The organism is Blastococcus sp. SYSU DS0617, from assembly GCF_054051075.1.
In genome coordinates this window covers 1-20,752 of record NZ_JBJHAO010000021.1, presented here as the reverse complement: position 1 = coordinate 20,752, position 20,752 = coordinate 1, and the positions used below count along the sequence as shown (strand labels likewise).

General features: G+C 74.8%; 14 protein-coding genes. 6 read left to right on the top strand and 8 right to left on the bottom strand.

All coding sequences use genetic code 11. From position 1 onward, the window contains the following. Nucleotides 1-73: 73 nt before the first annotated feature. The 4 genes from ACI793_RS17910 to ACI793_RS17895 form a co-directional block, all read right to left on the bottom strand. The gene (locus ACI793_RS17910; protein ID WP_456607732.1) at nucleotides 74-1,276 is read right to left on the bottom strand and encodes a DUF4185 domain-containing protein; all 1,203 of its coding nucleotides are present in this window, start codon (nucleotides 1,274-1,276) and stop codon (nucleotides 74-76) included. A 28-nt stretch (nucleotides 1,277-1,304) separates the two neighbouring features. Further along, the gene (locus ACI793_RS17905; protein WP_456607731.1) at nucleotides 1,305-5,456 is read right to left on the bottom strand and encodes an alpha-(1->3)-arabinofuranosyltransferase; all 4,152 of its coding nucleotides are present in this window, start codon (nucleotides 5,454-5,456) and stop codon (nucleotides 1,305-1,307) included. A gap of 110 nt (nucleotides 5,457-5,566) precedes the next feature. Then, nucleotides 5,567-6,535, bottom strand: a complete 969-nt coding sequence (locus tag ACI793_RS17900; RefSeq protein ID WP_456607730.1) for a porin PorA family protein — start codon at nucleotides 6,533-6,535, stop codon at nucleotides 5,567-5,569. A 220-nt stretch (nucleotides 6,536-6,755) separates the two neighbouring features. Beyond that, on the bottom strand, nucleotides 6,756-7,484 hold the full coding sequence (locus tag ACI793_RS17895) for a class I SAM-dependent methyltransferase (protein ID WP_456607729.1): 729 nt from the start codon (nucleotides 7,482-7,484) through the stop codon (nucleotides 6,756-6,758). A 108-nt stretch (nucleotides 7,485-7,592) separates the two neighbouring features. On the opposite strand from ACI793_RS17895, the gene ACI793_RS17890 reads away from it, so the two are divergent. From ACI793_RS17890 to ACI793_RS17880, 3 genes are all read left to right on the top strand, one after another. Beyond that, nucleotides 7,593-8,828: a glycosyltransferase family 4 protein gene (locus ACI793_RS17890; protein WP_456607728.1), complete on the top strand. Its 1,236-nt coding sequence runs from the start codon at nucleotides 7,593-7,595 to the stop codon at nucleotides 8,826-8,828. 67 nt (nucleotides 8,829-8,895) lie between these two features. Further along, the gene (locus tag ACI793_RS17885) at nucleotides 8,896-10,170 is read left to right on the top strand and encodes a lipopolysaccharide biosynthesis protein (protein ID WP_456607727.1); all 1,275 of its coding nucleotides are present in this window, start codon (nucleotides 8,896-8,898) and stop codon (nucleotides 10,168-10,170) included. A 192-nt stretch (nucleotides 10,171-10,362) separates the two neighbouring features. Then, nucleotides 10,363-10,767, top strand: a complete 405-nt coding sequence (locus ACI793_RS17880) for a cupin domain-containing protein (RefSeq protein ID WP_456607726.1) — start codon at nucleotides 10,363-10,365, stop codon at nucleotides 10,765-10,767. 62 nt (nucleotides 10,768-10,829) lie between these two features. On the opposite strand, the gene ACI793_RS17875 is transcribed toward ACI793_RS17880, so the two are convergent. The 3 genes from ACI793_RS17875 to ACI793_RS17865 all read right to left on the bottom strand — a co-directional run bounded on the left by ACI793_RS17875 (nucleotide 10,830) and on the right by ACI793_RS17865 (nucleotide 15,368). Continuing rightward, the gene (locus ACI793_RS17875) at nucleotides 10,830-11,759 is read right to left on the bottom strand and encodes a universal stress protein (protein ID WP_456607725.1); all 930 of its coding nucleotides are present in this window, start codon (nucleotides 11,757-11,759) and stop codon (nucleotides 10,830-10,832) included. A 70-nt stretch (nucleotides 11,760-11,829) separates the two neighbouring features. After that, a complete protein-coding gene (locus ACI793_RS17870; protein WP_456607724.1) occupies nucleotides 11,830-12,927 on the bottom strand; it encodes an acetate/propionate family kinase in 1,098 nt (365 codons plus the stop codon). Next, entirely contained in the window at nucleotides 12,924-15,368 is a 2,445-nt protein-coding gene (locus tag ACI793_RS17865) for a phosphoketolase family protein (RefSeq protein ID WP_456607723.1), read from the bottom strand. Before ACI793_RS17865 ends, ACI793_RS17870 begins: the two co-directional genes overlap by 4 nt. Nucleotides 15,369-15,435: 67 nt before the next feature. Between ACI793_RS17865 and ACI793_RS17860 the strand changes: the two genes are divergently transcribed. The 3 genes from ACI793_RS17860 to ACI793_RS17850 are packed head-to-tail and all read left to right on the top strand — an operon-like array spanning nucleotide 15,436 to nucleotide 19,970. Beyond that, on the top strand, nucleotides 15,436-18,264 hold the full coding sequence (locus ACI793_RS17860) for an FAD-binding and (Fe-S)-binding domain-containing protein (RefSeq protein ID WP_456607722.1): 2,829 nt from the start codon (nucleotides 15,436-15,438) through the stop codon (nucleotides 18,262-18,264). Nucleotides 18,265-18,313: 49 nt separating this feature from the next. Then, complete coding sequence (locus ACI793_RS17855) at nucleotides 18,314-18,799, top strand: cation:proton antiporter regulatory subunit (RefSeq protein WP_456607721.1); 486 nt, start codon at nucleotides 18,314-18,316, stop codon at nucleotides 18,797-18,799. 7 nt (nucleotides 18,800-18,806) lie between these two features. Beyond that, complete coding sequence (locus ACI793_RS17850; protein WP_456607720.1) at nucleotides 18,807-19,970, top strand: cation:proton antiporter; 1,164 nt, start codon at nucleotides 18,807-18,809, stop codon at nucleotides 19,968-19,970. Nucleotides 19,971-19,972: 2 nt separating this feature from the next. Here the strand turns inward: ACI793_RS17850 and ACI793_RS17845 are convergent, their stop codons facing one another. Beyond that, nucleotides 19,973-20,590 (bottom strand): SGNH/GDSL hydrolase family protein, encoded by a 618-nt coding sequence (locus tag ACI793_RS17845; RefSeq protein WP_456607719.1) that lies wholly within the window; start codon nucleotides 20,588-20,590, stop codon nucleotides 19,973-19,975. Nucleotides 20,591-20,752: the final 162 nt, after the last annotated feature.

Below are 20,752 nucleotides of genomic sequence, written 5' to 3'. Positions count from 1 at the left end.
TGACACCGGACGCGGCGCCGATCTTCCGGCGCGGCCGGTGACGTCGCTCACCGGCCGCGCCCGGCGGCCGCCGTCAGGGCTGGGCGACCTCGGTGAACAGGATCCGTCCCAGCCCGGGGAACTTGACGAGCTCCTCGAGGCCCGTGGTGTTCCGCGACACGGAGACCAGCAGGCGCCCCGAGGGCGTCTCGATGTCGGGATGGGCCAGCGGGGTGTACTGGAGGTTCCCGGTGTCCTGGCCGCTCGGCGACCGGCCCACCTCGGTCGCCGTCCAGGGCCCGTAGGGCTGGTCGGAGGTCCACATGGTGATCTCGTCGGCGAGGTCGCCACCGCGCTTGGAGATCGCGGTCCACGTGCCGTCGATGCGGTCCACCGACAGGGTCTGCGAGACCCCGTCGACCGCGTCCAGGATCGGCACGACGCGTCCCGCGTCCGGCACCCACTCCGAGCCGTCCCAGTACATCATCGCGGCCGGGTTCGACGGCTCGTCGACCGGCACGCGCGAGACGTACAGCTCCCGGCCGTAGACGCTGGCCTCGCCGGTCTGGCGGGTGCCGTAGAGGTACAGCCAGTCGCCGTCCACCGCGGCCGCGGCGCCCCAGTTGACCTGGTCGAACGACACGCTGTCCGGGGTCAGGTGCTGCATGCTCGCCAGCCGGGGCACTCCGTCGGCCCCCACCTCGAGGACGGCCACCGTCGTGCCGCGGAACATGAAGTCCCACTGCCGCTCGCCGCGCTGGATCCGCGAGAGGTAGACGACGACGACGTCCTGCACGTCCTCGCCGTGGGCCGCGGTCGGCTCCAGCCTCACCAGCGACATGGGCCAGTGGCTCAGCTCGCCCGGGTCCCGCGGGAAGACCGCCCCGAGGTCGTCGGTCACCAGCTGGGACATGCACGTCCCGGAGGTGACCACCACGGAGTTGTCGATCAGCTGCGGCCGCGTCGGCTTCTTGCGCAGGGTGTCCCCGAAGACCCAGAGGACGCGTCCGTCGCTCAGCAGGGCGCTCGCGCCGACGTCGGCCGCCTGCCAGTACGGGAGGTCGGAACCGGAGACCATCTGGTTGAGCTCGTCGGCCGACAGCACGGGGGTCTGCTGCTCGGGCGCCGGGCAGCTCGGCTCCAGCCGGGCCGTATCGGCGTCGCCGGCCGGCTCCACCTCCAGCAGCGGGGGCGCCTCCCGGCCCGGGAGGACCTCCGGCGCCGGCGCTTCGAGGCGGAGGCAGCCGGTCAGGACCAGACAGAGCGCCGGGACCACGGCGGCAGTTCGACGGAGCACGCCTCGATGGTGCCTCATGGATGCCACCTCATCGGCCAGGCACCGCGGCCCCGGGCGATCCGCGGTGACCCGGCAGCCATCCACGCGGTAGCACGGGCAGGATCCCCGCCACGACCGCGGACAGCGCCACGACGGCCAGCAGCTGGCGCGCGCCGCCCGGGCCTTCGGGATCGGCCAGCAGCAGGGCCCCCGCGACGAGGAGGGCTCCGACCGCCACACCCCCGAGCACCGCAGGCGCCGTCCGTGGCAGGAACTGGCGCAGGAGCCACAGCCCCAGGAGCGCGGCCAGCCCGACCGGTCCGCCGACGAGGGCGGTGCCGAGCAGGGCCGCCCCGGCGACGAATCCGGTGACGAGGGCCGCCGAGAGGCCCGCGGGGAGGCGCGGCCCGCGGCGGGGGCGTTCCCGCGACGGCCGTGCGGGGAGCACCGCCACCAGGACCAGCAGCAGCACCGCTCCGGCGCCGACGGCGAGCGCGGCGCGGTAGTAGGGACCGGGCCGGAAGTCCAGCTCCACGGTTCCCGCCGCTCCGGGCGGGATGATGTAGCCCTGCTGCCATCCGTCGACGGCCACCGGGCCGAGGATCTCGCCGTCGAGGGTCGCCCGCCAGCCGGGGTTGGTGTTCTCGGGGATCACCAGCAGCGTGTCCTCGCTGCGGGCGCCGACCTGCACCTCGCGGTGCTCGGCCGCCCACTCGGTGGTCTCGGCCGCCACCCGGACCCCGCGGTCGGTGTCCGCGGGCCACCCGACCCGCAGCAGCGTGGCCGAGTCGATGCTCAGCGCGTCGCTGCTCCGGGCCAGGAGACGGTGCTCACCGGCCGGCAACCGGAGGGTCGGCGCCGCGTCGCAGAACTCCAGCGCGAGCTGGCCCTGCGACTCCAGCCGGCCCAGGGTCGTCCGGACCGTGGTCAGCATCAGCGCACCGTCGACCCGCACCTCGGGCCCGGCGCCGCACTCGAGCACGACCGGGGTGTCCGGACCGGCGACGGTGTTCGGGCCGCCGATCTCCAGTTCGCTGACGCCCACGCCCAGCTGCTGCTCCCAGCGCGTGAAGGGGTCGATGGACTCGACCTCCTCGGGCAGCAGGAAGGTGACCGCCAGCCGGTCGGTGACGACGGGGGCGAACTGCGCGGTGCCGTCCTCGGCGAGCCGCACGGTGCGCGGCAGACCGCCGGGAGGATCGACGGTGACGGCGGTCGGCGTGGCAGCGGCCAGGCCGGGGGTCGTGACCACCCGGAGCGAGTCCACCGTGCGGGGCTCGGGCCAGGTGAGCTCCAGCGTGGGCCGGCGGTCGTCCCCTCCGGCCAGCCAGGCCGTCGTCGGGTCGCCGTCGACGGCCGCCACCGCACTGCCCCGCGGGTCGGCCACCGGCTGGCTGCTGGCCTCCACCTCCGGGGTTCCGCGGATCTCGGTGAGCAGCTCGTCGAGCGCCGGCCCCGGGCGCGCCACCGCAGTCGCGAAGACCTCGTAGTCGAACCAGGTCGGCGTGCTGAACCCGCGGTCCAGCCACACCGCCTCCTCGGCTCCGTTGACCAGCCCCGGGGCACACCGGGACACGCCCTCGGCGCCGGTCACGCAGCCCGACCGGCCGCGCAGGGTGTCGAAGGCGAACGCGCTGACCGGCCCGGCGGGCGGGGTGACCGCGGAGCGGTGCACGTTGAGCCCGGGGACCCGGACCTCCGCCAGCGAGAAGGCGGGGGCGCCCGGGGCGTCCGCCGGCACCAGGGGGCTGATGGTCACCTGCGTGGAGTAGCCCTCCGGCAACGGCAGCACCTGCTCCTCACCGGTGTCGGCCACCGGCACGACGAGCTCTCCGGTGTCGGTGGTGATGCGCAGTTCCGCCGGTCGCGCCACGCCGGGCTCCTGGCCGAGCGACACGATGATCTCCCCGGCCGCGATCGGACGCTCCGTCGTCAGCCGCCACCACGGCGGTTCGCCGCTCTCGTTCCACGGGGCGGGCCGCCAGGCGGTCAGCGGGTCGCCGTCCACGGCCGCCCAGGGCTGGGTGTCCACCCGGGCGGGGGTGAAGCCGTCGGGGTCCGAGGCCGAGCTGGACGCGGTCGGGGTCCCGCCCAGGTACTCGATGACGCTCTCCGCCGCACCGAGCGCCGGGATCACGTAGTCGCGCGCCGGGTTGTCCATCCGCAGCGGGTCCTCCTCGGACAACCCACCCGACGTGGCCCCGATCAGCCGGCCGTAGTTGCGTTCGCGCCGGAGCAGCGCGTCGCTGACCATCGCCGGCTCGAAGGGGGCGCCCGGGGTGCCGGCCATGAGGGTGGGGCGGTCGGTGACGAGTCCGCGGTCCTCGAGCGCGAGGACCGCCTCGGGGCCGCCGTGCACCGTGACCACGGAGGACATCGGTGCCGTCCAGGCCTGCGGTACGACGTCGGCCACCGAGTAGATCTCGATCGCCGGCGCCGGCTCGTCGAGCCCCGCGTCGGCGACGGAGCCGTCGCTGACGTCGTCCTCGGCCGACACCGGCCCGAAGGTGGCGACCTGCTGGATCCCCGGCGACTCGCGCAGTGCCTGGCGCACCAGGACGGCGCGGATGGACCCCGCCGTGCCGGTGTCCAGGTCGTTGCGGAGCACCAGGTGGGAGATGCCGGCCCGGGCCAGGTACCTCGTCAGGCCCGCGGACCCCTCGCCCACCTCGAGCCGCGCCTCGATCGCGTCGAGCATGCGGATGTGGCCCTCGGGGGTCAGCGGGATGGCGTTGCGGACGTCCCACGGCGACTCCGCGAGCGCCTGCATCGGCTCGTCGATGGGCGTGCCCCACTCGTACTGGGGGAAGGACGACCCCGGGACGAGCAGGGCCCGCCCGCTCGGCTGCTGCGCGGCAAGGAAGTCCGCCGTCTCCTGCCAGTACCCGGGGACGTCGGTGAAGCCGGTGGGCGGCGCGAGCCGGCCGGCCAGCGCCGGGGAGATCGAGGCCACCAGCGCCAGGGCGAGCGCGACCAGAACCGCGCGCGAGGCGACGGTGACCGCGCCCCGCCTCCGGTCCCGCGGGGCCGAGCGCTCGGACCGGGCGCGCTGCACGCGCCGGACCGCGACGGCACCGAGGTGCGCGAGACCGAGGACCAGCGGCAGGCGGACGACCGGGTCCCACTTGTGCACGTTGCGCAGCGGGGCCAGCGGACCGTCGAGCCAGTCGTGCAGCTGCTCGGCGAGGATCCCCTGGACGCCGGCGAGGTGGCCCAGCGACACCAGGCCGACGCCGGCCAGGAGACCGAGGACGAGCCAGGTGCGCTCGGGCATGTCGCGGCGGCAGAGCGCCGCCAGCCCGGCCGCGGCCAGCACGACCGTGCCGACGATCGGGACGATCTCGTGCACGAGGGCCCAGCCGGCCGGCCAGTTCGGACCCGAGGGGAAGGCCAGGGTCGCGAGCCAGTGCGTGGTGCCGCGCAGCACGCTGAGGACGTCGGTCGGGCCGGTCGTGGCGTCGGCCGTCTCGATGTAGTAGAGGAACGACGAGCCGAACCGGCCCAGCAGCACCAGGGGGCCGGCCCACCAGGCGGTGGCCAGCCCGACCGCGACCACCCACCAGGCGATGAGCCGGCGCTTGAACGGCCCGGCCGGGCGGGTGAGCAGGTACAGGACCGCCAGCGGGAGGACGGCCGCGGTGGCGACGGCGTTGACACCGCCGACGCAGAAGACGGCCAGGCCCGACAGCGCCGCCGCCCGCCGCGCGGAGCCGCGCTGCGCCGCACCGACCAGCGGGATCAGCACCCACGGCGCGATCACCAGCGGCAGGGTCTCGATGGAGAGGGCCCCGACCGCGCTGACCATGCGCGGGGAGAGCGCGTAGGCGATCCCGGCCACCAGCGCCGTCGCCGGCGTCCCGATGCGCAGCCGTCGGGCCAGGATCACGATGCCGAGGAAGGCCACGCTCATCAGCGCCGCGACCCAGAGCCGCTGCACGATCCACGCCGGGATCCCGGCCAGCTGCCCGAGGGCGAAGAACGGGCCCATCGGGAAGAAGTAGCCGTAGGCCTGGTTCTGGATCTGGCCGGCGGCCCCCTCGGGCTCCCACAGCGTGAGCGCCCGGCCGAGGAACGCCAGCGGGTCGACCACCAGGTCCGACTTCGTGTCGCCGAGGATCTTCCCCGGCGCCTGCAGCATCGCGAGGACCAGGAAGCCGGCGCAGACCAGCGCCAGCCGCCACCGCCCCAGGAACGTCCGCACCCGCCCCGTCAGGGGCTCGCGCGGCCCCCCCGAGGACGCGGGATCCGCCGGTGACGGTCCGGCGGACGTGCCGGTGACCATCGTCGCCATGTGCAGCAGTGCCCCTGTCGTCAGGCGCTGGGGACGGGGACCCGAACGGGCTCGTCCTGCGCGTCGTGGGGCTGGGTGGGGCTGCGCCGGGTCGCCAGGAGCGCGCCCAGGGCGAGGAGCGCGGCGCCGGTGCCGGCCGCGGCCCACCGCACCCCGGTGCGCAGGTCCGCCCGCTCGTCGCGGACGTCCTCGGCGCGGGCGAGCGCTCCCTCGACGGAGGCCTCCGACCAGCCGTACGTCCCGCTCAGGAGCACGGTTCCGGCCGTGCCGTCAGGACCACGCAGCGCGGTCACCGGGCTCTCCTCCTCGGACACGACGACACCGCTGAGCGGCTCGACGAACACCGTCCTCGTGCCGCTGTGCACGACGTCGGCGAAGACCTCGTCCTCGGGGGAACCGACCAGGCGTCCGGGGACGGGGACCGATCGGATCACCTGCTCGGGGACCTCCTGCTCGAAGCGGTACACCTGCAGGCCGCCGAGGCGCTCGACACCCTCGTAGCGGGCGGGGAACGGCTGCCTCGCCGTGGTGTCCCAGAGATCGTAGTCACGCCGCTCGGTGTCGGCCGGGAAACGCACCGTGAGCCCGCGGATGTCGGTGGGGTCACCGTCGACCGACTCCCCGACGCAGTCGACGGCCTCGGCGGTCCACCGGTCCAGGCACACCAGCGTGGTGCTCGTGGCGACCAGGGTCCCGTCCGCGTCGCTCGTCTCCGACACGTACTCCCACACGGCGGTGCGGTCGCCGGCAGCACCGGTGTCCTCGTCGCCGCGGACCCGGACCGACGTCGAGACGTCCTCGCTGGTCACCGGCGCGAAGGTGACCGGGTCCAGGTAGGTGACCTCCCGGCCGACCGCCTCGGTCCCGAAGCTCTCGTCCAGGGGCAGCTGGACGGGGAGCAGCGGGACCCAGGACCCCGCCGTCGCCGACGCGACGACCGCGAGACCTCCCAGGCCGATTCCGGCCAGCCCGACGACACGCGCCCGCATGCAGCTCCCCCTCGCCGCTACGGCTCGCGCGGCACGGACATCGACGGTACGGGACGTGGTCGACCCCGTGGCGGACGACGCCCCGGCACCCGGGCCCGGACCCGGCCCGGCACCGACACGCCCGGGAGGCGCCGGGGACGGGTGGGACGCAGGCGGTTCCCGGGCTCTCGCGGGCCGGTCGTTGCGTCCGTGACGCGGGTGCCCGGCGGGGACGGCGGGGTCAGCTGTTCCGGCGCAGCACCAGCAGGATGTTCCAGCTGGCGAACTCGCGCAGGCCCGGGATGCGTGCCACCCAGGTGGCCCACCACGGGTGGTACCGGGGCAGGGCGGCGATCAGCTCGGCGTCCGGGCAGGCCCGCGCCCAGCGCAGCGCGGCGCCGGCCGACGTCGCGAACAGCGACTCCCCGAACTTGTTCTTCGGCTCGGCACCGGTCTTCTTCCGGTAACGGCGCCGGGCCCGGTACCCGCCCAGGTAGTGCCACGGCGCCGTCTCGTGCCCACCCCACGGCGACAGCCAGGGGGTGAAGGACAGGTAGATGGTGCCGCCCGGCCTGGTCACCCGGACCATCTCGTCGGCCATCGTCCAGGGACGCCGCACGTGCTCGAGGACGTTGGAGGAATAGCAGACGTCGACGGCGCCGGTGCGGATGGGCAGCTCCTCGCCGCTCGCCCGCAGCGTGCCGGGCTCCGGCTCCCCGCGCGCGGCCATCTCGCCGGCATCCGGTTCCAGCCCGACGTAGGTCGCACCGGCCCCGCGGAACGCGTCCGCGAAGTAGCCGGGACCACCGCCCACGTCCAGCACCGTGGCCCCCGAGAGGTCGACCCAGCGGGACAGCTGGGCCACCGAGTCGGCGGCGAGCACGCTGTAGAAGCGCTCCGGATCGTCCTGCTCGTGCAGGAAGGCCTGGAAGAGCGAGACCGACCGGGAGAGAGTGGCCGATCGGTTCATCTGTGTGCTCCTTTGGGTCGTGAGCCTCGTTGCGGGTCGAAGCCGCCGCTCGGGTGCATTAGTGTGCCGCGGGTGTTGTACCGAACGACGGACGTCGATGTTCTCTTCGTGAACTGGCGTGATGTCAGCCACCCGGAGGGCGGCGGATCGGAACGGTACGTGCAGCGGATCGCGGAGGGTCTGGCTGCCGCCGGGCTCCGTGTGACCCTGCTCTGCGCCGAGCACGGCCGCGCACCGCGGGAAGAGACCGTCAACGGTGTCCGGATCGTGCGGCGCGGCGGCCGACTGAGCATCTACCCGCGGGCGATGGCCTTCGTCCGGCGGCACAGGCCGCGCCTGGTGGTCGACGTCCAGAACGGCATCCCCTTCTGCAGCACCCTGGTGACCCGCTCCCCGGTGACCACCGTGGTCTTCCACGTGCACAAGGAGCAGTGGCCCATCGTCTTCGGCCGGATCGGCGGTCGCATCGGCTGGTGGCTGGAGTCCGTCGTCGCCCCGAAGGTCTACCGCCGGGTCCCCTACGTGACGATCTCCGACGCGACCCGCCGGGAGATGGCCGGCCTGGGCATCGCCCCCGAGCGGATCACGCTCGTGCCCGTCGGCACCGAGCCGATCGTGGAGGTGCCGACGCCGCGCTCGGCGTCCCCCCGGCTGATCACGCTGGGCCGGCTCGTGCCCCACAAGCAGGTCGAGCACTCGCTGGAGATCCTCGCCCGGCTGAGCGACCGCTGGCCCGACCTGACCCTCGCCGTCGTCGGTGAAGGCTGGTGGGAGGACACCCTGCGGGCCCAGGCCGAGCGGCTCGGCGTCGCCGACCGCGTGGAGTTCCTCGGCTTCCTCGACGAGACCGGCAAGCACGAGCAGCTGGCCGCGGCCTGGGTGTTCGTCTGCCCCTCGATCAAGGAGGGCTGGGGCATGGTGGTCATCGAGGCCGGTGGCCACGGCGTGCCCACGGTCGGCTACCACTCCTCCGGCGGCCTGCAGGAGTCGGTCGTGGACGGCGTCAGCGGCGTCCTCGTCGACGACCTGGACCAGATGACCGACGCCGTCGCCCACCTGCTCGAGGACGCCGACGCCCGCCGGGCCATGGGCGAGGCCGCGGTGCGGCACGCGGCCACCTTCGAGTGGTCGGCCAGCGTCCGCGAGTTCGCCGGGGTCCTGGCCCGCTCCGTCCGCGAGTCCGCCCGTCCCGGCGTCCGCGAGGGCGCCGCGGAGCTGGTCGCCCGGCTGGAGGGCATCCAGCACGGCACCGGCGACCCGAGCCGGGAGCGCGCCGCCCGCCTCGAGGCGTCGGTTCCCGGAACCGCACCGTTCCGGGAACCCGCCTCCTCAGGACTGCCGTGATCCTGGGCGGCTCCCCGGACACCCGGCGGCGAGCGGTCCTCCCGGGCCCTCGGTGCGGGGTGCGGGGATGACCGCCGTCGAGGTTCCGCCGGTACCCAGCGCCGCCCGCCGGCGGCGCGAGGCCGCCGTGCCGGCAGCACTGGTCTCGCTCGCCCTGCTGGGCGTCAACGGGCTGGCCTACGTCATGACCGTGGTGGCGGCCCGCCTGCTGGCTCCGGAGGCGTTCGGTGAGCTGGCCGCCCTCCTGGGCGTCATGTTCATCGGCGTCGTGCCGGCGACCGGGCTGCAGACCTCCGCCGCCCTCACCCTGGGCGCGAACCCCCCGGACCGGCCCGCCGTCCTCGCCCGGCTGCACACCGCCACGTGGGTGGGCGCCGCGGCCGTCGGCGTGCTCGGACTGCTCGCCGTCGGCCCGCTGGTGTCGCTGCTGCACCTGTCCGGCCCCACGACGGTGCTGTGGCTGATCGCCGTCCTCGTCCCGCACACGCTCGTGGGCGGCTACGACGGGCTGCTCCAGGGCACCCGCCGCTACCGTCGGCTGGCCCTGGTCAACACCACGTTCGGCCTGCTGAAGTCCGGCGGCGGCATCACGGGCCTGGTCATCGGCGGCACGCCCGAGGCCGCGCTCATCGGCATGGCGGTGGGGTGCGCGGGTACCGCCGTCGTCGGCTGGACCTTCTCGGGCCGGCCGGGCTTCGCCCGCGGCCTGCGCCCCCACGTGCGGTCGGCGACGAAGGCCTCCGGAGCGCTGCTCGGCCTGGTGCTCATGGTGAACCTGGACCTGCTGCTGGCCCGCCACCACCTGCCGGCGGAGCTCGCCGGCGAGTACGCCGTCGCCTCCATCTTCGCCAAGGTCGCCTTCTGGCTCCCGCAGGGCATCAGCGTCGTCCTGCTCCCCCGGCTGGCCCACGCGGGCGGCCGGCGGCGGCTGCTGCCGGTCGCCGCTGCACTCGTCGCGCTGGTGGGGGCCACCGTCACCGCCGCCACGGCGGTCCTGGGCGCGCGTGCCCTCCCGCTGGTGGGCGGCGCGGAGTACGGGAATGCCCTCGGGGGCGCCACCTGGGTCTTCGCGATCCTCGGCACGCTGTTCGCGCTGGCCCAGCTCCTGCTCTACTCCGGCATCGCCGCGGCCGACCGCGTCGCGGCGGTCGCGGTCTGGTGCGCGGTCGCCCTGGAGGCCGTCGCCGTCGAGGTGCTGGCCGCCCGGGACGGGCTGACCGTGCTGACGGTGGTGGGTATCGCCGTCGCGGCCAGCGTGCTGCTGGTCGGCACCGGGCTGCTCCGGCTGTGGCACTCCCACGGCCTGCCCCTCTTCGGCCGCTCGCGGTCCGCCGCCGGCTGAGGGGTCCACCGCCGGCCGACGTCCGCCGCCCGGGACGACGCCACCGGCTGTTCCGCCCTCTCGGCAAGATCAGCAAACCGGGCGAACGGAGGACTACTCCCCCGGCTCCGCGGGCAGGACCTGCACAGTCGCCCGTCGGGTCGCTCCCGGTGGGCCGCCAGCAGACGAGCCGAGACGAGAGGAGCGCCCTCCATGGCGTCCGTCATCCACTACACGATCGCGACCGAGGCCGAGAAGAGCCCCGACTTCCGCCGGGTCCTGTGGACCGGCAAGAACACCCAGCTCGTGATCATGACCATCCCCAAGGGTGGCGAGATCGGCGAGGAGACGCACGAGGACATCGACCAGATCCTCACCTTCGTCAGCGGCACCGGGAAGGCGATCATCTCCGGCTCGGAGAAGAACGTCGCCCAGGGCGACCTCGTCGTCGTCCCCGCCGGCACGAAGCACAACTTCGTCAACACCGGCGAGAACCCCCTCATCCTCTACACCGTCTACGGCCCGCCGGAGCACGCCGACGGCGCGGTGCACAAGACCAAGGAGGAGGCCGACGAGCTCGAGGAGGCCGGCAAGGACGAGCCGCCGACGTCGGACTGAGCACTCCCGCCCGGAGGGCCGCCGTTCCCCGTGACGGCGGCCCTCCGGCGCGTCCGGGTGGCTCAGCCGGCCTCGGCGTGCCGGTCGCTTCCCCCCGCCTCGGGGACGACCATCACCGGGCACCGGCCGGCGAGCACGCAGTGCAGCGCCACCGACCCCATCAGCAGTCCGCGCACCGCGCCCTGCCCGTGCCCGCCGACGACGAGCAGCCGGGCGCCCTGGGCGGCCTGGACGAGCACGTCGCCGGCCGGCCCCTCCAGGCACTCGACGCGCACGGGCACCCCCTCCGGCAACCGCGCGTCGGCGACCTGCCGCTCCGCCGCGGCCCGGACCTCGCGGGCCAGCTGCTCCGGCGGCGGGAGGGCGACGGCGTAGGCGTCGCTCCAGTACCCCGTCGCCGAGTAGGCCGCCACGGCCACCAGCTCGGCGCCGAGCAGCTCCGCCTCGCGGCCCGCCCGCTCCAGGGCGATCCCCGATGCCTCGGAGCCGTCCAGGCCGACGACGACGCGCGGCGGGCCGTCGTCGGGCCCCTCCTCGGCGCCCGTGTGGACGACGACGACCGGCACGCGGGCGTGGGTGACGCAGCTGAGCGCGACCGAGCCGAGCACGAGGCTGCGCACGGCGCCGCGCCCCCGGCTGCCCACGACCAGGCGGCCGGCGTCCTCCGAGGCGGCGAGCAGCATCGGCGCCGGCGGGCCGGCCACGGCGAGGACGTCGACCGGGACACCCGTCCGCCCGGTCTCGGCGCGCACCTCCTGCACCTGGGCGCGCGCCCGCTCCAGCGTGTCGTCCCGGACCGACTCCAGGAACTCCTCGTCGAGCATGAAGGGGTCGGACAGGCTCAGCTGGGTGGGGAAGCTGCTGACGACCTCGAGCGACGCCCTCCGCCGGGCGGCGTCCCCCAGCGCCCACGCCAGCGCCTCGCGCGCCCCGGGTGAGCCGTCCACCCCGACGACGGTCCGCTCCGCCCTGCCCTGTCCGCTGTCCGCCACGACCACTCCTGCCGCTCGTCGATGGGATGCCCGAGGCTCCCCCGGTACGCCCCCGTCGCACAAGGGCCGGTCAGGCGGTCAGCAGCTCGCGGACCTGCCGCCGGATCTCCAGGTCCTCGCGCGAGGTGACGACCACCGTGCGGGCCGCGGCGCCGTCGGCGCTGATGTCGACGTCGCCGGTGACCGACGCGTTGCGGTCGGCGTCCACCGCCACGCCGAGGAAGCCCAGGGCGCGCCCCGCCTCCTCGCGCAGCCACGGCGAGTGCTCCCCCACGCCCCCCGTCATCACGAGCAGGTCCAGTCCCCCGGTGGCCGCGGTCATGGCCGCGATCTCCCGCGTGAGCCGGTGCAGGTACACGGCGGCGGCCAGACCGCAGTCCGCGTCGCCGTCGTCCCGCCCGGCCAGCACCTCACGGAGGTCGCCCGAGGTCCCCGACAGCCCCTTCAGGCCGGCGGAGTGCTCGAGCACGTCGCCCAGCTCGGCGACCGGGATGTGCCCGTGCTCCAGCAGCCAGAGCAGCAGGCCGGGGTCGAGCGTGCCCGGTCGGGTGTTCATGACCAGGCCGGCCAGCGGGGTGAAGCCCATCGTGGTGTCGACCGAGCGGCCGTTCCGGACGGCGGCCAGCGAGGCGCCGGCCCCCAGGTGGCACGTGACGATCCGGAGCTCAGCCGGCGACCGGCCCACCAGCTCCGCGCCCCGCCGTGCCGCCCAGGCGTGCGAGAGCCCGTGGAACCCGTACCGGCGCAGCCCCCATCGGGCGTTCCACTCCCGGGGGACGGCGTAGGTCGAGGCCTCGGGCGGCAGCGTGGCGTGGAACGTGGTGTCGAAGCAGGCGACCGCCGGTACCGCGGGCAGCAGCCCGCCGGCGGCGGCGATGCCGGCCAGCGCACGCGGGTTGTGCAACGGCGCCAGGTGGCTGACCGACCACAGGTAGGCCACCACCAGCTCGTCGACCAGCACCGGCCCGGTGTGCCGCGGCCCCCCGTGCACGACCCGATGCCCGACGGCGTCGACCGGCCCGCAGCCGTCGAGGAACTCCGCGAGCGGGCCCAGGTGCCCCTCGCCCTCCCACGCCTGCACCGTGGTGGCCGCGCCGACGGACCCGTCCGGGTCCAGGACCGAGAGCTTCAGGCTGCTGGAGCCGGCGTTGACGACCAGGAGCCTCATCCCTCCGGCTCCCGCAGCGGGTGCCCGGCCGTGGTGACCGGGCCGCCGCCGGCGCCCCACTGCCAGTCGCGCACCTCGGGGAGGTCCTCGCCGTGGGTGCGGACGTACCGCCGGTGCGCGATGAGGGCGTCGCGGAGCCGGTCGCGGGCGTGCGCACCGACCGTGCGCAGCCGCGGCACCCGGTCGATCACGTCGATCGCCAGGTCGAAGCGGTCCAGCCGGTTGAGCACGCACATGTCGAACGGGGTCGTCGTCGTCCCCTCCTCCACGTATCCGCGCACGTGCAGGTTCGCGTGGTTGGTGCGCCGGTAGGTCAGCCGGTGGATCAGCCACGGATAGCCGTGGTAGGCGAAGATCACCGGCTTGTCCGTCGTGAAGTAGGAGTCGAACTCCCGGTCGGAGAGCCCGTGCGGGTGCTCCCGGTCGTCCTGCAGGCGCATCAGGTCCACCACGTTGACCACGCGGATCCGCAGGTCCGGGAAGAACCCGCGGAGGATCTCGACGGCCGCCAGGGTCTCCATGGTCGGGACGTCGCCGGCGCAGGCCATGACCACGTCGGGCTCGGCGCCGGCGTCGCTGCTGGCCCACTCCCAGATGCCGAGCCCCTTGGTGCAGTGCTCGACGGCGGCGTCCATGTCCAGGTACTGCAGCGCCGGCTGCTTCCCGGCCACGATCACGTTGACGTACTGGCGGCTGCGCAGGCAGTGGTCGGCCACGGACAGGAGCGTGTTGGCGTCCGGCGGGAGGTACACCCGCACGACCTCGGCGCGCTTGTTCACCACGTGGTCGATGAAGCCGGGGTCCTGGTGGGAGAAGCCGTTGTGGTCCTGGCGCCACACGTGCGAGGTCAGCAGGTAGTTCAGCGAGGCGATCGGCCGCCGCCACGGGATGCCGTTGGTCGTCTTGAGCCACTTGGCGTGCTGGTTGACCATCGAGTCGACGATGTGGACGAACGCCTCGTAGCAGGAGAAGAAGCCGTGCCGGCCGGTGAGCAGGTAGCCCTCCAGCCAGCCCTGGCAGGTGTGCTCGGACAGCATCTCCATGACGCGGCCGTCCGGGGCCAGCGAGTCGTCCTCGGGGTACCGCTGCGCCATCCAGGCCCGCTCGGTGACCTCGAGCACCGCCCCGAGCCGGTTGGAGTTGTTCTCGTCGGGTGAGAAGACCCGGAAGGTCGCCATGTTCTGCCGCATGACCTCGCGCAGGAACGTGCCCAGCACCCGGGTGGCCTCCACCGCCCCCGTGCCCGGCTCGGTCACCGGGACGCCGGAGTCGCGGAAGTCGGGCAGCCGCAGCGGCTGCATCAGCAGCCCGCCGTTGGCGTGCGGGGTGGCGCTCATCCGCCGGTCCCCGGCCGGGTGCAGGTCGCGGACCGCGGGCACCGGCGCACCGTCGGCGTCGAACAGCTCCTCGGGCCGGTAGCTGCGCAGCCACTCCTCGAGCACGCGGCGGTGCCCCTCGTCCCCGCGCGCGTCGGCGAACGGCACCTGGTGGGAGCGCCAGGAGCCCTCGACGGGCACGCCGTCGACCTCCGCCGGCCCGGTCCAGCCTTTGGGCGAGCGCAGCACGATCATCGGCCAGCGGGGGCGGTCCCGGACGCCGTCCTCGCGGGCCCGCCGCTGGATCTCCCGGATGGCGTCCAGGCAGGTGTCCAGCGCGGCGGCGAACCGCTGGTGCATGTCGGCCGGGTCGCTGCCGCTCACCAGGTGGGGCTCGTGGCCGTACCCGCGCAGCAGTTCCGCGAGCTCGTCGTCGCCGATCCGCGCCAGCACGGTCGGGTTGGCGATCTTGTAGCCGTTGAGGTGCAGGATCGGCAGGACGGCGCCGTCCCGGGCGGGGTCGAGGAACTTGGTGGAGTGCCAGCTCGTGGCCAGGGGCCCGGTCTCGGCCTCGCCGTCGCCGACGACGGCGGCCACCACCAGGTCGGGGTTGTCGAAGGCCGCCCCGTAGGCGTGCGACAGCGCGTATCCCAGCTCGCCGCCCTCGTGGATGGACCCCGGGGTCTCGGGCGCCACGTGGCTGGGGATGCCGCCCGGGAAGGAGAACTGGGTGAACAGCCGCCCCATCCCGGCCTCGTCCTGCGAGACGTCGGGGTAGACCTCGCTGTAGGTGCCCTCCAGCCAGGCGGAGGCGACCAGGCCGGGGCCGCCGTGCCCGGGGCCGATGACGTACATCATCGACTGGTCCCGGTCCCGGATCGCCCGGTTCAGGTGCGCGTAGACGAAGTTCAGGCCGGGGGTGGTCCCCCAGTGGCCCAGCAGCCGCGGCTTCACGTGCTCCGGTCGCAGCGGCTCGCGCAGCAGCGGGTTCCCCATCAGGTAGATCTGGCCCACCGAGAGGTAGTTGGCGGCCCGCCACCACGCGTCGAGGGCGGCGAGCTCGTCGGGGCCCAGCGGGCCGGGGGCGGGGACGGCATCGGACGTCGGGTGCGTGGAGATCGCCACCTCCGGGACGCTAACCAGTCGGTGGCCGGGTGCGCGAGGCACGTCGCCCCCTGGTTGCATGACGGCCATGAGCCGTACCACCGCGGTCGACCTCGCCGCAGCACTGCGGGCGGCCGGACTGACCGACGTCGACGACTCCGGGCTGGCCCGAGCGCTGTACTCCTCCGACGCCTCGATCTACCGGGTGCTCCCGCGCGCCGTCGTCCGCCCCCGCGACACCGACGAGGTCCTCGCCACGCTCGCCGTCTGCCGCGAGCTGGGCGTGCCCCTGACCGCCCGCGGGGCGGGCACCTCGATCGCCGGCAACGCCGTCGGGACGGGCGTCGTGCTCGACACCAGCCGGCACATGAACCGCGTGCTCTCGCTCGACCCCGGGGCGCGGACCGCGACGGTGCAGCCGGGCGTCGTCCAGGCCGCCCTGCAGACGGCGGCCCGCCCGCACGGCCTGCGTTTCGGCCCCGATCCGAGCACCCACAACCGCTGCACGGTCGGCGGCATGATCGGCAACAACGCCTGCGGGTCCCGGGCGCTGGGCTACGGCCGCACCTCGGACAACGTCGTGGCCCTCGACGTGGTCACCGGCACCGGTGAGCGCCTGACGGTCGGCCCCGGCACCACGCCGCGCACCGGCGTCCTCGCCGACCTGCACGGCCTGGTCGCCGGCGAGCTGGCGACGATCCGCACCGAGTTCGGCCGCTTCGGCCGCCAGGTGTCGGGCTACTCGCTGGAACACCTGCTGCCCGAGCGCGGCTTCGACGTCGCCCGTGCGCTCGTGGGCAGCGAGGGGACCCTCGCCGTGGTCCTGGGCGCGACGGTGCGGCTGGTCACCGATGCCCCGGTCCGCGGGCTGGTCGTGCTCGGCTACCCCTCGATGGCCGACGCCGCCGACGCCACCCCCGGCCTGCTCCCCCACGAGCCCACGGCGGTCGAGGGCCTCGACGAGCGGATCGTGCAGCGGCTGCGTGACGTGCCGGCCGCCGTGGTCCCCGACCTGCCCCGCGGCGCCGGCTGGCTGATCGTCGAGCTGACCGGCGACAGCGTCGCCGAGGTCGAGGACAAGGCGCGCGGCGTGCTCGCCGACGCGGGCGCGGTCGACTCGCTGGTGGTCACCGACCTCGCGCACGCGGCGGCGATCTGGCGCATCCGCGAGGACGGCGCCGGCCTGGCCAACCGCACGTCGGACGGACGGCCGGCGCACGCCGGGTGGGAGGACGCCGCCGTTCCGGTGGAGCAGCTCGGCGACTACCTGCGCGGATTCGAGGCGTTGCTGGACGGCCACGGGCTGCAGGGCGTCCCCTACGGGCACTTCGGCGACGGCTGCCTGCACGTGCGCATCGACTTCCCGTTCGGTGCCGACGGCGGGCCGGACCGGGGGCGGGCGCGGTACCGGGCGTTCGTGGAGGACGCCGCCCGGCTGGTCGCCGGCTACGGCGGATCGCTCTCCGGCGAGCACGGCGACGGCCGGGCGCGCAGCGCGCTGCTGCCGCTCATGTACTCCTCCGCTGCCCTCTCCCTGTTCGAGCGGGTCAAGGGCGTCTTCGACCCCGACGACCTGCTCAACCCCGGGGTGCTGGTGCGCCCGGTGCCGGTCGAGGACGACGTGCGGATCGCGGCCGCCCCGCGCCGGACCGACGGCCTCGCCCTGGCCTACCGGCACGACGGCGGCGACTTCTCCGCCGCCGTGCACCGCTGCACGGGCGTCGGGAAGTGCCGCGCGGACCTGCAGTCCAGCGGCGGGGTCATGTGCCCCTCGTGGCCGGCCACGCGCAACGAGAAGGACACCACCCGCGGGCGGGCGCGCGTGCTGCAGGAGATGCTCGCCCCCGGCGGGCCGGTGACCGGCTGGCGCTCGCCGGAGGTGCACGACGCGCTGGACCTGTGCCTGTCCTGCAAGGGCTGCTCCTCGGACTGCCCGACCGGGGTCGACATGGCCGCCTACAAGTCAGAGGTGCTGCACCAGTCCTACCGGCGCCGGCTGCGTCCTCTCCCGCACTACACGCTGGGCCGGCTGCCGCGGTGGGCCGACCTCGCGGCCCGGGCCCCGCGGCTGGTCAACGGGTTCCTGGGCTCGCGGCTGGGTGGCCGGCTGGCCAAGTGGAGTGCCGGCATGGACCAGCGCCGCGACGTCCCCGCCTTCGCCGTCCGGACCTTCCGGCAGCAGTGGCAGGACCGGCCGGCGGCCGCTGGGGACGGCCCGCCGGTGGCCCTCTGGGTCGACTCCTTCACCGACCACTTCGACCCCGACGCCGCCCTGGCCGCCGCGGAGGTCCTGGAGGCGGCCGGCTACCGGGTGCAGGTGCCCGGTTCCGACACCTGCTGCGGGCTGACCTGGATCACCACCGGGCAGCTGGACGCGGCCCGCCGGATCCTCGGGCACACCGTCGCCGAGCTGGCGCCGGTCGTGGCCGCCGGCATCCCGGTCGTCGGCGTCGAGCCCTCGTGCACCGCGGTGCTGCGCGGCGAGGCGCTGGAGGTGGTGGGCGGTCCGGACGCCGAGGCCGTCGCCGCCGGCACGCGCACCCTGGCCGAGCAGCTCGCGGCCACGCCCGGCTGGGAGCCGCCGTCCCTGGCGGGCCGGCAGGTGGTCGCGCAGCCGCACTGCCACCACGCCTCGGTGCTCGGCTGGTCGGCCGACGCCGAGCTGCTGCGGCGGGCGGGCGCGGAGGTGACCCGGCTCGGCGGCTGCTGCGGGCTGGCGGGCAACTGGGGCGTCGAGAAGGGACACCACGACGTGTCGGTGGCGATCGCCGGGCAGCAGCTCCTGCCCGCGGTCGAGGACCTCCCCGAGGACGCCGTCGTGCTCGCCGACGGGTTCTCCTGCCGCACCCAGCTGGACCAGCTGGCCGGGCGCCGCGGCCTGCACCTGGCGCAGTTGCTCGCGGGGCGCCCGGGCTGACCGGCCCGGCCGGGCGACCGGCCGGCGCGGCGTCTGCGACGATCGCGGCGTGGACCTCGAGGAGACCCTGCTGCCCGGTGTCGGCGTGCGCTACGAGCTGCAGTGCAGCTCGGGACAGCTGCTGGGCATCGTCGTCCAGCGGGAGGGCGGGGCCGAGATCGCCGTCTACGACCGGCGTGACCCCGACCGCGCCCAGGGCATGTTCCGGCTCAGCCCCGACGAGGCCGACGCGGTCGCCGAGGTGCTCGGCGCGCCGCGGCTGACCCAGCGCTTCGCGGATCTCTCCAAGGAGGTGCCAGGGCTGGAGTCCGGGCGGCTCACCGTCGCACCCGGCTCGCCGTACGACGGCCGGCCGCTGGGCGACACCCGCGCGCGGACCCTCACCGGCTGCTCGATCGTGGCCGTCGTCCGCGGCGCCGACGTGATCCCCTCCCCCGGCCCCGAGCACGTGCTCGCCGGAGGTGACGTGCTGGTGGCGATCGGCTCGGACGCCGGGCTGATGCAGCTCGAGCGCCGCCTCGCCGGCGAGGGCTGATCCCGGGGTGGACCACGTCGCCACGCTGCTGGTCGAGCTCGGCCTGCTCTTCCTCGGGCTGTCCCTGCTGGGGATCCTGGCCCGCCGGCTGGGGCTCTCCCCCATCCCGTTCATCCTCATCGCGGCGCTGGCCGTGGGCAACGGCGGCCTGGTCCCGCTGGACACCGCCGAGCCCTTCCTGACCGCCGCCGCGGAGATCGGGGTGGTGCTCCTGCTGCTCACCCTGGGTCTGGAGTTCTCCGCCACCGAGCTGTTCAGCTCCTTCCGGCGGCACGCACCCTCCGGCCTGGTCGACCTGCTGCTGAACGCGCCACCGGGCTTCGTCGCCGGGCTGCTGCTCGGGCTGCCGTGGCAGGGCGCGCTGGCGCTGGCCGGCGTCACCTACATCTCGTCGTCGGGCATCATCGCCCGGCTGCTCGGTGACCTGGGCCGGCTGGCCAACCGCGAGACCCCCGCCGTGCTCGCCGTCCTCGTGCTGGAGGACCTGGCGATGGCCCTTTTCCTGCCGCTGCTCGTGGTGGCCCTCGCCGGGGAGGGGCCGACGGCGGCCGTCGCCGGCATCGCGCTGGCGGTCGGCGCGGTGGCGGTCGTCCTGCTGGCGGCGCAGCGGCACGGGCACCGGCTAGGCCGGTTGCTCAGCCACGACGACGACGAGCAGGTGATGCTGCGCCTGGTCGGGCTGACCCTGCTGGTCGCCGGTGCGGCGCAGGCGATGGGGGCCTCGGCGGCGGTCGGCGCGTTCCTGGTCGGGCTGGCGCTCCCGGCGTCCTTCGCCGAGCGAGCCCGGGCCATCCTCGGCCCGCTGCGGGACCTGTTCGCCGCGCTGTTCTTCGTCGCGTTCGGGTTCGCCACCGACCCGGGCGCGATCCTGCCCCTCCTGCCCGCGGCCCTGGCGCTGGCGGCCGTCTCGACGGCGACCAAGATCGGCACCGGCTGGTTCGCGGCGAAGCGGGACGGGATCGCGGCGCCCGGGCGGCTGCGTGCGGGCACGGCCCTGGTCGCGCGCGGCGAGTTCTCCATCGTGATCGCCGGGCTCGCGGTCACCGCCGGGCTGGCCGAGGTCGGCCCGATCGCCACGGCCTACGTGCTGATCCTCGCCGTGGCCGGTCCGGTCCTCACCCGCTTCGCCGAGCCGGCGGCGCTGCGCCGTCCGGAGCCGCTCCCCGCCTGAGCTCAGGCCGCGGTCTCCCGGCGCGTGCGGGCTGCGGCGAGGACGGCGGGGGTCAGCGCGGCGGCGATGCGGGCGTATCCCGCGGACGACGGGTGGAAGCGGTCGGCGGCGAACAGCGCCGGATCGGCACCGAACGCCCGGTTGACGTCGGCGACGGCCGCGACGGTCGCGCCGTTCCCCCGTGCCACGGCGGTCTGCCGCTGCTGCAGCTGGGCGCACGCCCCCTGGACGAGCGGGCGGAACGCCGGCGGCACGAACGGCACGCTGGACATGTCCGGTGCCGGCACCAGGACGACGTCGGTACCGCCGGCCCGCAGCGTACGGAGCGCCGCGTCCAGGGAGGCCGCTGCCTGCTCGGGTGGGACGAGGCGGACGAGGTCGTTCGCCCCGACCACCACCAGCGCGAGATCGGCTGCCAGCGGCGCGGCCGCGCGGACCTGCCGCGGGAGGTCCGCCGAGACCGCGCCCGGCACCGCGAGCACGTGCAGGTCGACGTCGTGCCCGTCCCCGGTCAGTGCGGCGGCCAGCCGCGGCCCGAGGGCGTGCTCGGCGCGGAGCGCGCCGGTGCCGAAGGCGATCGAGTCGCCGAGGACGAGGAGGCGGAGGACGGAACGGGCCACGGACGGCACAACGCCGTCCGTGGCCCGCTGGATTTCATGCGCTCGGCGCGCCGGGAGCCGCACCTGCTCCCGCAAAAAAAAAAAAAAAAAAAAAAAAAAAAAAAAAAAAAAAAAAAAAAAAAAAAAAAAAAAAAAAAAAAAAAAAAAAAAAAAAAAAAAAAA